Origin of the sequence: Lelliottia amnigena (assembly GCF_019047465.1) — a bacterium.
GTDB lineage: Bacteria > Pseudomonadota > Gammaproteobacteria > Enterobacterales > Enterobacteriaceae > Enterobacter > Enterobacter amnigenus.
Map to the genome: position 1 here is coordinate 4111387 of NZ_CP077236.1, position 12815 is coordinate 4124201.

Annotated in this window: 12 protein-coding genes and 1 pseudogene; 7 read left to right on the forward strand and 6 right to left on the reverse strand. The window is 50.7% G+C overall.

The window, feature by feature from the left end; genetic code table 11:
- Positions 1–319: 319 nt before the first annotated feature.
- From I6L74_RS19385 to I6L74_RS19415, 7 genes and pseudogenes are all read left to right on the forward strand, one after another.
- A pseudogene (locus I6L74_RS19385) lies at positions 320–616 on the forward strand (dATP/dGTP pyrophosphohydrolase domain-containing protein); the annotation flags it as partial.
- A gap of 99 nt (positions 617–715) precedes the next feature.
- The gene (locus I6L74_RS19390; protein ID WP_059179032.1) at positions 716–919 is read left to right on the forward strand and encodes a hypothetical protein; all 204 of its coding nucleotides are present in this window, start codon (positions 716–718) and stop codon (positions 917–919) included.
- Between the two features lie 363 nt (positions 920–1282).
- Complete coding sequence (locus tag I6L74_RS19395) at positions 1283–1798, forward strand: hypothetical protein (RefSeq protein ID WP_059179034.1); 516 nt, start codon at positions 1283–1285, stop codon at positions 1796–1798.
- Between the two features lie 40 nt (positions 1799–1838).
- The gene (gene xisR / locus I6L74_RS19400) at positions 1839–2093 is read left to right on the forward strand and encodes an excisionase family protein (RefSeq protein ID WP_059179035.1); all 255 of its coding nucleotides are present in this window, start codon (positions 1839–1841) and stop codon (positions 2091–2093) included.
- Positions 2094–2124: 31 nt separating this feature from the next.
- Complete coding sequence (locus I6L74_RS19405; protein ID WP_059179036.1) at positions 2125–3402, forward strand: tyrosine-type recombinase/integrase; 1278 nt, start codon at positions 2125–2127, stop codon at positions 3400–3402.
- Between the two features lie 56 nt (positions 3403–3458).
- Positions 3459–4412 (forward strand): MBOAT family O-acyltransferase, encoded by a 954-nt coding sequence (locus I6L74_RS19410; protein WP_072241842.1) that lies wholly within the window; start codon positions 3459–3461, stop codon positions 4410–4412.
- Between the two features lie 8 nt (positions 4413–4420).
- Positions 4421–5578, forward strand: a complete 1158-nt coding sequence (locus I6L74_RS19415) for an alginate O-acetyltransferase AlgX-related protein (RefSeq protein WP_059179038.1) — start codon at positions 4421–4423, stop codon at positions 5576–5578.
- Positions 5579–5652: 74 nt separating this feature from the next.
- Here I6L74_RS19415 and patD read toward each other — a convergent pair whose 3' ends face one another.
- The 6 genes from patD to I6L74_RS19445 form a co-directional block, all read right to left on the reverse strand.
- Entirely contained in the window at positions 5653–7077 is a 1425-nt protein-coding gene (patD, locus tag I6L74_RS19420) for an aminobutyraldehyde dehydrogenase (protein WP_059179039.1), read from the reverse strand.
- Positions 7078–7101: 24 nt separating this feature from the next.
- Positions 7102–7908 carry an ABC transporter permease gene (locus tag I6L74_RS19425; protein ID WP_059179040.1) on the reverse strand — a complete coding sequence of 269 codons (807 nt, stop codon included), beginning with the start codon at positions 7906–7908 and terminating at the stop codon, positions 7102–7104.
- On the reverse strand, positions 7898–8836 hold the full coding sequence (locus I6L74_RS19430) for an ABC transporter permease (RefSeq protein ID WP_420489146.1): 939 nt from the start codon (positions 8834–8836) through the stop codon (positions 7898–7900). Before I6L74_RS19430 ends, I6L74_RS19425 begins: the two co-directional genes overlap by 11 nt.
- A gap of 7 nt (positions 8837–8843) precedes the next feature.
- Positions 8844–9857, reverse strand: coding sequence for an ABC transporter ATP-binding protein (locus I6L74_RS19435; protein ID WP_059179042.1), 1014 nt, complete (start codon positions 9855–9857; stop codon positions 8844–8846).
- Positions 9858–9874: 17 nt separating this feature from the next.
- Positions 9875–11020, reverse strand: coding sequence for a putative ABC transporter substrate-binding protein YdcS (ydcS, locus tag I6L74_RS19440; RefSeq protein ID WP_059179043.1), 1146 nt, complete (start codon positions 11018–11020; stop codon positions 9875–9877).
- Positions 11021–11306: 286 nt separating this feature from the next.
- Positions 11307–12716: an aminotransferase-like domain-containing protein gene (locus I6L74_RS19445; RefSeq protein WP_059179044.1), complete on the reverse strand. Its 1410-nt coding sequence runs from the start codon at positions 12714–12716 to the stop codon at positions 11307–11309.
- Positions 12717–12815: the final 99 nt, after the last annotated feature.

Genomic DNA, 12815 nt, shown 5'->3' on the forward strand with positions numbered 1-12815 from the left:
GGGAGTATCTAATGCCAGCAGGAATACCAAGCTCATGTCCAAAATGCGGTTCTGGTCGAGTAGGAAAAGAATACATTCTGGGATCTCAGACTGGAGACTGGATATGCGGTAATTGTGGGGAAACGGACCAAATTGAGCGAAAAGCATATCCTCAGCATCAGAGAGAAGAACCCGCAAAAAAAGACGAGTGAACTGCTAAATTGCTATTTCAAACCCGCCAAGTGCGGGTTTTTTATTGGATCAGAGATAGATACGCACCCAGCGTGCGGCATGAGGAGGGAGTGTGAAGCTTTACGAATCGAAGAAATCGCAGTTCACCAGAAACCTGATTCGACGGCGCCACGCTGAATGGTCAGAAAAGACCTTCGGCAATGTCGGCCCCATCGAACCTCTAAAGCACCTTTCCAAAGAGGCTCTGGAAGCTGCTGCCGATCCTGACGACCTCAGTGAGTGGGCTGATATGCAGTTCTTACTATGGGACGCGCAGCGGCGCGCTGGTATCACTGATGAGCAGATCACTGCGGCGCTCGAAGAAAAACTGAAAGTGAATATGGCTCGCCAGTGGCCGGAACCGAAAGACGGGGAACCGCGTCTGCACATCAAACCACGACGCAACTGATAGCCGGTTCTGACGAGCTGGCTATTGGGTGCGAAAGCACTGCCTCGTAAACCCCATTTAGCCCTCCCCGTGAGGGCATTTTTTTAAGGTGAAATCATGAGCGAAAAAGTGAAAAGCGATTACTACTCAGAAGAAAATTATTCATCCCGTCAGAACGGTTTTGAAGAAGCCGCAAAACCACTGATTAAGTGGCTGGCTGAAAGTGCTCACCCTCACCACACGGTTATCGTGACAAGCACCAGTGCAGAGCCATTCCAGGGTGAGCACGTAGTAAAAACAGAAGAATTCCTGAAAGACTAACCCTGCCGCTATTTCCTGATGTGACGGCCGCCTGACAAGCGGCTTCTTTTTTGGGAGTAAATCATGCAATCCAATCCTATGAACTGGCTCATCATCGCACTTATCGCGCTGGGCGCTCTCATCTCATTTCTACATGAACCGGCAGGTGTGCAATGGCTAAGTTTGCTGTGGGCGCATTAGTCCAGCTTAAGACTGGCGGCATACATGGATACGTTGAGAGCCAGATAGAACCGGATAGCGATCACCCGAAATACTGGTGCCGATGGGATGACGGTAGCTACTCGGTACACAACGAAAACGAACTTCGCTCGGCTACTGTGAACGAGCCTCGTGTGTATAAGAAATTAGCGTAAGGAGATCTAAATGGATAAGCCAATCATTGGCCAGTTTGTACCTATTGGTAGCTTCAATCGCGGAGCTTCCCCTTTTAATGTTTTAACGAAAGAACCGAGTTTTTACATGTCGCCAGCATGGGAAGGTGTTAGAGAGGGGGGTGAGAAATACCACGTAATATCGGCTGCATGGAAATTTGAGCCAGTAGAATGGGATGGCGAGGGGTTGCCTCCAGTTGGCAGTAATGTAGAGGCTAGATTTGAGGGTGAGTGGGTAGAGGTCACTGTTGCGTACAATGATTGCCCAGAATCTCAGAGTGACGAGTCGGTATGGAATGAAGCTCTGGTATTTAACCGCATCACAACCAGACCTTTCTGGGCGGATGAGTTACGCCCTATCCGCTCAGAAGCAGATAAGAAGCGCGATGCTGCGGTTGAATCCATGTTTTATACTTTGCCACTAGATGTAATGCTGGGGAAGGATGTCCGCGAAGCGATTTACGACGCCATCGCCGCAGGGAAAATCCCACACATCCGCATCGACTAGCCGCCCACCGAGGCGGTTTTTTATTGCCTGGAGATAGCCAATGAGCGAAACAACTTACCTTGTTATTAACCCAGGGAAATGGGTTTCTGAGGATAGCCTAATGGCACTCAAGGGTATCAAGAAAGGAACACTTAAAAAGGCTCGTGAGAATACCTTTCTGGAGGGTAAGCACTACAAGCATGTGTCATATGACTGCGAGCCATGGGACAACAGCCCCTGTTTCTACAACCTCGATGAAATTGATAAATGGATTGAGAGCCAGGCGTTAGCGAAATCACGCTTCAAATCTGCTTAAATACTATCCCATTTAACTGAGGAGCAAGGAAATGTCATATCCAACTGGAGTGGAATGCCATGGCGGAAAACTGCGAATATGGTTCATGTATCTTGGGGTGCGAGTCAGAGAGAATTTAGGCGTGGAAGATACGCCAAAAAACAGGCGTGTAGCCGGGGAGTTGAGGTCTTCAGTCTGCTACGCAATAAAAACAGGTGTCTTTAATTACGGGGATAGGTTTCCGCAGTCGGTAAACCTGAAACGCTTTGGTCACGCCAGGCGGGATATCACTTTCGGCGAGCTTTGTGACAAATGGATTGAGCTGAAGGAAGTTGAGATATGCAGGAATACGATGCAGCGCTACATATCGGCATTATCCGTTCTGAAGGAGGTGATCGGACGCGACTGCATGGCAAGCAGGATAACCGTCGAGTTCGTGCTTGAACTCAGGAGAACGCTTCTAATGGGAACTCAGATTTTAAAGCCCAACCACAAGGTCGCCAGTGAAGGTCGGTCAGTATCTACGGTGAAGAGCTATATGACCAGGCTCAACGGGGTTTTGAATTTTGCTGAGCATAGTGGGTATATAGAATCCAATCCGATGGAAAAAATGCAGCCCTTGAGGATGTCCAGAGTCGAACCCGATCCGCTAACCAAAGACGAATTTTCCCGCGTCATTTCTGCATGCAAGAACAGACAGGATGCGAACATCTGGTCGCTGGCTGTGTATACCGGGATGCGGCACGGTGAGTTGTGCGCGTTGGCATGGGAAGATATCGACCTGGTAAAAGGCACAATCACAGTCAGGAGAAACTTCACTCAGGTTGGCGAGTACACATTGCCAAAAACTGAGTCTGGCACTAACCGCGTCATCACGCTGATTGACCCGGCGTTAGAGATATTGCGCGATCAGGCCGAACTTACCAGGCTTGGGAAAAAGCAAAAGGTTACAGTGGTGCTGAGAGAGTATAAAAGGAAGGAGTCGCATGATTGCACTTTCGTGTTTGATCCATCAAAGAATATGCTGAACGGACTTCATGGGATCTCTTACTGTGTGGGGGCTTTGGGAAGAAACTGGACTCAGGCATTAAGACGAGCTGGGGTGCGACACCGTAATGCCTATCAGTCCAGGCATACTTTTGCATGCTGGTTTTTAACCGCAGGAGCAAACCCTAGCTTCATTGCATCGCAAATGGGGCACGCGAATGCCCAGATGCTTTATCAGGTTTACGGGAAATGGATGAGTGATAATGACAACGAACAACTGGAGCTTTTAAACAGAAAAATAGGCGTTATTGCCCCACTGATGCCCCAAGTGAAATCTGCGTAGTGATAATATTCTTGTAAATCAATACGGTTACAACACTGTTTCTTCACCACAAAGAGATGATGACTCAGTTCAGGTCAAAATGGACATGGGCCATTCGTTATAAAAACGTATTTATGGGTTTATTCATCTTTAGCATTGGTTTATTTAAGAAAGTTATAATTGCTGATAATTTCGCAATCTATGCAGATGCTGGTTTTGCTCCTGGTGCACAGCATGATTTCGTTAGTTCATGGGTCACGAGTTTATCATATACGTTTCAACTTTATTTCGACTTCAGCGGCTACTGCGATATGGCTATAGGCGCAGCACTTCTCTTTAACATATGGCTGCCCCTAAATTTCAATTCCCCCTATAAATCCCTTGATATACAGGATTTCTGGAGGCGGTGGCATATTACTCTAGGTCGTTATCTTCGTGACTATATATACATACCGCTAGGTGGTAACCGCTGTTCTAATATGCGTGTGCATATAAATCTTTTTGTGACATTTGTTCTGGGCGGCCTCTGGCATGGGGCAAGTTGGATGTTTGTCATTTGGGGAGCATTGCACGGAGGCGCTTTAGTAATTCACCGTTGTTGGAAAAAACTTGGGTGCAATATGCCCTCACCGTTAGCCTGGCTGATAACATTCTTTTTTGTGAACATTACATGGGTGTTTTTCCGTGCTCACTCTCTTGAGGATGCAAAGAAAATACTGTCCGGAATGATTGATTTTGGCTCGTTAAACGCAATAACAATGACACAAGCACCTACAACGATGATCGAATGGAGCGGGACACTCGGAGATACGCTTGCAAATTATCTACCTGTACCCGTCGTGGAAAATTTTATCTGCCTGATACTTATATCATTTGCTTTCATTATTACTTCCTTTAAAAATGCCTACGAGTTAACAATTATAAAAGGTTCATATATTGCAAAAACGATTTGGATGACACTTCTTTTTATCATTGCAATGTTTGCGACTATCCAATCTACAAGCACAGTATTTCTGTACTTTAACTTCTGAGGAAAACGATGAAAAAGTTCATTATTATTTTTTTAATTGCATCGTTTACAGGCTTGTCTACAGCACCTATTGTCAACATTTCAAATGACATTAGAGGCCCTAAGAATTTAAATCACCAAGGTATATCATGGTTTAATCGGGCCAATTTATTCAATATAGACTTTACTCTTCCATACCTTGGGTTTATCTACTACACGCTTGGTCTTTCCATCTCTCCTGAGAATACAATAATTGGAAAAAAAGGATGGTTGTTTCTTGGCGAGCGTCATGCCTATGTAATTTCAGAATCAAGAGGCCAAAAAACTTTTAAACGCACAAAAATACAGGGATTCGCAAACGCAAGGAGTCGCTGGGACCAGATGGTTAAAGAACAAGGTGGTATCGGATATTTTGTTAGCGTAGCACCGAATTCGCACACCATATATCGCGAAATGATGCCTGAGTGGGCCGCAAAAGCAAATACAAGTCCAAATATCAATTACCTGTTGCATCAAGCAAAGGATGATAAAACACTTGCCGACCTCAGTGAGTTAATCATGTCGCATAAGATCTCCTCACGGACGCCTCTATATTATAAGACTGATACACACTGGAATGAATTAGGTGCATGGTATGGCTATCAGGCCTTAAAGAATAAAATCAGCATGACAGATTCGTCTCTAAAGTGGGTGGACTATAGCAACATTCGCTTTAAATATTATGAGAGAAATGGTGGTGACTTAAGTCGCTTCTTACGGATTGCGCCTTTTATTAAAGATACTGAGGTTGCAGTTGAAATAAAGCCGAACTCGAAGCTGCACATTACTGACTGGGAAGGTAAAACTATCAGGGATGGTGACATCTCAGACCGTCAAGAAAATATGACACATGATCTGATCATAAATTCATCGAACGCTCTTAATAATAAAAAAGTACTATGGTTAAGAGATTCATTTGGCATGGCACTTTATCCTTATATGAATGCAACATTCTCTACAATTATGCAAAAACACTATAAGGAAGCCTTAGAAGACCCCTGCCAGCTTAAGAGGGTGATTCGTGAATTCAAGCCAGATTTGGTTATAACAACAGTGGTAGAGCGGAATTCGCTATCAACGTTCTTCGGCAATTACCCCGATAAGAATAGCGTGGTTTTAGAGCAAAAAAAGTTGTCCTGTAAAGGTTAAACGGCACTAACAATACTCTTTATATTTAAATTAAGGTGGCTTCAATAAGTCAACATTGCAGCCACCTTAAACGTCTAGTGTTTAATCATTACATGCCTGACGACGGTATAATCTTCAAGGCCGTACACCGACATATCCTTGCCGTAACCCGAGAGTTTCATCCCGCCGTGCGGCATTTCGCTGACCAGCATAAAGTGGGTATTCACCCAGGTGCAGCCGTATTGCAGATGAGCACTCATGCGATGCGCGCGCCCCACATCCTGAGTCCAGACTGACGACGCCAGCCCATAGTGCGAGTCATTCGCCCAGGCCAGAACCTGCTCTTCATCGTCGAACTCGGTCATGCTGACAACGGGACCAAACACTTCACGCTGGACAATCGCATCTTCCTGTTTCGCCCCGGCCAGCAGCGTTGGCTGGAAGAAATACCCCCTTCCCTCGACTTTATTGCCGCCCGTCACCACGTTGACATGGCCGAGTGCTTTCGCGTCGTCAACGGCTTTACAGACGCGCTCCAGATGCGCCGCTGAGCTTAACGGCCCCAGTTCGGTCGACTCATCATCCGGTGCACCGGTTTTCAGCGTGGCGACCGCTGCGCCCAGTTTTTCGACTAACTGCGGATAAATGCCTTTTTGCGCGTAAATGCGGCATGCGGCGGTGCAATCCTGACCCGCATTGTAAAACCCGAAAGTACGCACCCCTTCGACAACGGCATCGATGTCGGCATCATCAAACACGATGACCGGTGCTTTGCCACCCAGCTCCATATGCGTGCGTTTGATGGAAGAGGCGGTATGACTAATGATGTGTTCACCGGTGGCGATCGAACCGGTCAGAGAAACCATGCGCACTTTTTCATGTCCCGTGAGCGGATCGCCGACGGTTTTCCCGCGGCCAAAAAGCACGTTTAACACGCCTGCCGGGAAAATGTCTTTGGCCAGTTCTGCCAGCTTCAGCGCCGTCAGCGGCGTGATTTCAGAGGGTTTAATGACCACACAGTTGCCTGCCGCAAGCGCGGGGGCCAGTTTCCACGCGGCCATCATCAGTGGATAGTTCCAGGGTGCAATAGAGGCCACCACCCCCACCGGATCGCGACGAATCATGGACGTGTGCCCTTCCAGATACTCTCCCGCCGCCAGCCCGTTCAGACAACGCGCCGCGCCAGCAAAGAATCGGAATACATCCACGACGGCCGGGATTTCATCGCTGATGACGCAGTGCAGCGGCTTGCCGCAGTTTTTCGACTCTAGACGCGCAAAGGTTTCGGCATTTTCTTCAATCACGTCAGCCAGCTTCAGCAGACATTCAGCTCGCGCTTTAGGCGTTGTATGCCCCCATTCGGAAAAGGCACGATCGGCAGCTCTGACGGCGGCATCAACCTGAGCCGCAGACGCCTCGGCAATCTCCAGTAGCACTTCGGCCGTCGCAGGATTATAGACAGGCTGTTTTTCACCTTCTCCGTTGACCAGTTCACCATTAATCAGCAGTTGATTTTGCATAGTCTTGTCCTGTTGAAATCGAAGTTATTTGCCGCTCTCGGCGACATTTTCGCCGTCGCGGGTAAGCCACCAGGCTCCCAGAATTGGAATGGTTGTCACCAGCATGACCAAAAGCGCAACCACATTGGTGACGGGCACATCGCGCGGGCGGCTGAGTTGATTCAGCAGCCACAGCGGCAGCGTACGTTCGTGTCCCGCCGTAAACGTCGTGACGATGATTTCATCGAACGACAGCGCAAATGCCAGCATTCCTCCAGCCAGCAGCGCCGAGCCCAGATTGGGCATCACCACGTAGCGAAAGGTTTGCCAGCCGTCTGCGCCCAGATCCATTGACGCTTCCACCAGGCTCCAGGAGGTGCGCCGGAAACGTGCAATCACGTTGTTGAATACCACGACCACACAGAAAGTGGCATGACCGGTGACAATGGTGAAAAATCCCGGCTCCAGATTGATGGTTTTAAATGCCGTCAACAACGCCAGTCCAGTGATAATCCCCGGCAGTGCAATCGGCAATAACAGCAGCAGCGAGATGGCGTTTTTGCCAAAAAATTCACTACGCCACAGCGCTGCTGCCGCCAGCGTACCCAGCACCAGCGCAATAGCAGTGGATAATGCCGCAATTTGAAGTGACAACGTCACAGAATCGATAATGTCTCCACGCGACGCTGCCACGCTAAACCACTTCAGCGTGAGCCCTTTCGGTGGAAAACTGAATGCGGCGTCTTCGGTATTAAAGGCATAGATGGCAATAATCAGCAGCGGGAAGTGCAGAAATATCACCCCGCCCCAGGTGGCTATTTTCAGGAACAACGGCGCGCGTTCAGAGTGCATCGAATGCTCCCAGACGTTTCACGAACGCCAGATAGAGTGAGATAAGCACAATAGGCACTAAGGTGAACGCCGCCGCCATCGGCATATTGCCAATCGCGCCCTGCTGGGAATAGACCATGTTGCCGATAAAATACCCCGGTGGGCCAACCAGCTGCGGAACGATAAAATCCCCCAACGTCAGCGAGAAGGTAAAAATGGAGCCCGCCGCAATACCCGGGATTGCGAGAGGTAAAACCACATAGCGGAAAGTCTGACGGGGACGTGCGCCCAGATCGGCGGAGGCCTGCAACAGCGAGGGCGGTAAACGCTCCAGCGCCGCTTGTACAGGCAGGATCATAAAGGGCAGCCAGATATAGACGAACACCAGAAACCGCCCAAGACCGGATGTCGAAAGCGTATTTCCACCAATCGCCGGCAGCGTCAGTACCGACATCAGCACCGGCTCCAGCCCCATATAGCCAAGAAACCATTGCGCGACGCCATCTTTCGCCAGCAGCAATGTCCACGCGTAGGCTTTAACGATATAGCTCGCCCACATCGGCAGCATGACCGCGATATAAAAGAACGCTTTCCATTTCCCACGGGTGTAACGCGCCATGTACCACGCCATCGGGAACGCCAGAATCGCGCTGGCAATCGTGACGGCAATCGCCATCAGCAAGGTGCGCAGAATGATGTCGTAATTGGCGGGGTTAAAAAGTGCCAGGATGTTCGCGAAAGTGAGATCGGGCGTCACCGACATGGTGAAGTCGTCGAAAGTATAAAATCCCTGCCACAACAGCGTCAGCAACGATCCCATATACACGATGCCGAACCACATCAGCGGACCAAGCAGCAATAAAAACAGGCCGAGCGACGGTTTGCGCCACAGCAGCGCGGTCATGCGGCTAACGGGACCACGCGAGGAACGGGTGTGCAAGGCGCTCATTTCCATCTCACCGTTCCTCTTGCAGCGGCACCATTGCCTGACGCGACCAGGATGCCTGCACCTGTTGCCCAGGCTCAACACCAGCCGGTAAATCAGCGCCGCTCAAGTTGGCCTGACTCACCAGCAGTTTTGCGCCATCCGTCAGGCGCAGCTCAAAACGGGTTGCTGCCCCCTGGTACTGCACCGCCTGCACGATGCCCTGTACCTGGACTTCACCGCTCTCATTGAGACGAATATGTTCAGGGCGCAGCGAATACATGCCTTCCATGCCGCAAATCTGGCGCGCAACAGCGCTATCAAAAACGTTAGAGGTGCCGACAAAACTGGCGACAAAGGGCGTGCGCGGGCGCATATACAGTTCACGCGGGGTATCGACCTGTTCAATGCGGCCGTTATTGAATACGGCGACGCGATCGGACATCGACAGTGCTTCACCCTGATCGTGGGTGACGAAAATAAACGTGATGCCCAGCTCCTGCTGGAGCTTTTTCAGCTCAAACTGCATTTGCTCGCGCAGTTTCAAATCCAACGCGCCAAGCGGCTCATCAAGCAAAAGCACCCGAGGTTCATTCACCAGCGCACGCGCAATCGCGACGCGCTGACGCTGACCACCCGAGAGCTGAGAGGGTTTGCGTTTTTCGGCAAAACCTAAACCGACCTTTTCAAGCGCCTCGCGAGCCTGAATCTGACGCTGCTTTTTATCGACGCCTTTCACCATCAAGCCGTAAGCCACGTTTTCGATTATCGACATATGCGGGAACAGCGCGTAATCCTGAAACACCGTGTTAACGTCGCGCTCCCACGGCGGGAGCTCGCTTGCCTCTTTGCCAAAGATTTTGATCGCCCCGCCACTGAGCTGTTCAAAACCGGCAATCAGCCGCAAACAGGTGGTTTTACCGGAGCCCGAAGGCCCCAGCATGGAGAAGAACTCGCCGTCACGAATGCCGATGGTGACACCATCCACCGCCCGTACATCACCGTAAAAACGGGACACATCGCTAAACTCTACTGCGTACGTCATGTTCTGCTCCAGGGCGATTAACGGCCACCCATAATGGCGATGTAATCTTGCGTCCAGCGGCTGTACGGCACGAATTTTCCGCCTTCCGCGATCGGCGTTTTCCAGAACATGATTTTGTCGAAATAGTTATAGCCGTTGGTTTCGCAGCCTTTATCACCCAGCAATGTACTGGCTTTGCAGCCTTCGGCCACAACCGGCAGAGAGCCAAACCAGGCGGCCAGATCGCCCTGAAGTTTTGGCGTGAGCGACCAGTTCATCCACTTATAAGCGCACATCGGATGTTTGGCCTCTGCGTGCAGCATGGTGGTGTCTGCCCAGCCGGTTACGCCCTCTTTCGGAAAAACGGTCGCCACGGGCTGATTGTCCGCCTTCAGGGCATTGGCCTGATAGGGCCACGCGCTTGATGCCACCACACCCTCATTTTTGAAGTCGCTCATCTGCACGGTGGTGTCGTGCCAGTAGCGGTGAATCAGCGCGTGCTGATCGCGCAGCACTTTCAGTACCGCCGCGTATTGCGCTTCAGTGAGCTGGTACGGGTCGGTAATGCCTAATTCTGGCTGCGTGGCTTTCACAAACAGCGCGGCATCGGCGATGTAAATCGGCCCGTCATAAGCCTGAACGCGCCCTTTGTTGGATTTTCCGTCCGGAAGATTTTGCTCTTTAAAAACAACGGCCCAGCTATCAGGCGGTGTCGGGAAGGTTTTGGTGTTGTACATCAGCAGGTTGGGTCCCCACTGATAAGGCGTTCCGTAGACTTTTCCGTCGACGTTAAACCACTCGCCTTTAACGAGGCGGGGATCGAGCGTTTTCCAGTTAGGGATCAAATCGGGGTTAATGGGCTGAACGCGTTTACCCATAATCAGGCGCAATGAGGCATCACCGGAGGCCGTGACCAGGTCATAACCGCCCTTTGCCATCAGGCTGACCATTTCATCGGAGGTCGCGGCCGTTTTCACATTCACCGCACAACCGGTCTCTTTTTCAAACTGCGTGACCCAGTCGTAGTTTTTATCCGTCTGACCACGTTCGATGTATCCCGGCCAGGCGATGATATCCAGTCTTCCCTCGCCTTTACCGATCTCTTTCGGTGGCTCTGCGGCTTGCACGGTCATGATCGTCATGCCGAGCGCACACAGGCTGCTGCGGGCAAATTTTATGCTCATTCGTAGTACTCCTGTCGCAATGAAAATTTGGCGGCAGCCGTGCCGTAAAATTATCTCCCTTCATAAACGTAGACCGCGCAAATGCGCTGCACCTGCTGGCCTGGGGAAATTTCATCAGGTTGTGACCGAGGGCGCATTCCCTGTTAACTGGATTATAGACAAGGAGTTAGCGGCGGGTGACGGTATGCAGATTTCCTATGACAGACGTTTGGGAATAAACCCAACGCCTGCCACAGAATAAGAATTGTTTATTTCAGCGGGGAGGTTTGAAAATACGATCCGGGTGTTATTTCAGCATACCGTTAATTAAGTGCGCCAGCTGGATGACGGCGTGTTCTTCACGCTCACCCCATTCCCAGGACGTATTAAAACGGAAAAAGGGTGTCCAGGCATCTGAGGTTGAAAACATTTTGCCCGGCGCAATGCTGATATGGTGCGCCAGCGCCTGCTCACTTAATTTCCCGGCGTCTAACGGCGCGGGCAATTCCAGCCACAAAAAATAGCCGCTGTCGCTGTGATGAATTTTGACGTCGGCAGGCATATGGCGCAAAAGCGATTGCCACGCCTGTTGTTTGCGCTCGGCAAGCGTGCGCCGCAAGCGACGGAGATGGGCGTCGTAACGCTTGGTGGCAAGATAATCCACCAGCGCAAGCTGCATCGGTGAACTGGTCGAGAGCGTGCTCATCAGCTGTAACTGCTGAATGCGACGCGCATGTTTCCCGGCTGCTACCCAGCCAATGCGAAATCCCGCCACCAGGCATTTGGAGAACGACGAGCAGTGCAGCGTCATGTCATGGCGATCCCACGCTTTTGCGGGCAGCGGCTTTTCGCGACCAAAGTAGAGCTCGCTGTAGACGTCATCCTCAATAAGCGTGACGTTGTGCTTCGTCAGCAACGCGACAAGCTGAGATTTTTTCTGCGCACTGAGCGTGAAACCGAGCGGATTTTGACAGTTTGTCATCAGCCAGCAGGCCTTAACGGGATAATCGTTTAGCGCCTGTTCAAGGGCGTTCAGATCAATCCCCTCACGCACGTCAGTGGCAATCGACAACGCTTTCAGCTTGAGGCGTTCAAGCGCCTGAAGCGCACCATAGAAACAGGGGTTTTCAACGATCACCCAGTCGCCTGGCTCAGTCACCGCTTGCAAACTCAGATTGAGCGCTTCCAGTGCGCCGGCGGTGATGACGATCTCTTCGGGGGAAATGTTCATGCCCTGCTGGGCGTAACGGCGCGCAATGGCATGGCGCAGATCGACATTGCCCGGCGGCAGATTTTCAATCACGCTCATTGCCGTCGCGGTTTTGCTGACGTTGGCAAGCGATCGATTAAGCTGCTGAAGCGGGAAAAGGCGCGGATCGGGAAAAGCAGAAGCAAAGGGAATGACTGAAGGGTCGCGACTGGCCTGAAGAACATCAAAAATATAGGTGTTGATGTCAACGACTTCATCGCGCATCACCTGCGCCGGAGGCGCAGGCTGCTGCTTAACGGGCCGCGGGGCAACATAGTACCCCGACTGCGGGCGAGCAACGATTCGCCCCTGGCTTTCCAGCGTTTGATACGCATGACCCACGGTCATGAAACTCATGCCGCTGCTGGCAACTTGCTCACGCAACGACGGCAGTTTATCTCCTGGCAACCACACGCCAAGTTCGATTTGCGAAATGATTTGCTGCGCCAGGCGCTGGTATTTTTTCATCGGTCTCTCCTCGCTGCACACCATAGTATATCAGCAAGAGAAAAAAGGCAGATTTTATGAACTGTTATAGTTATCTACAGACGGTTCTGAAACGACTTG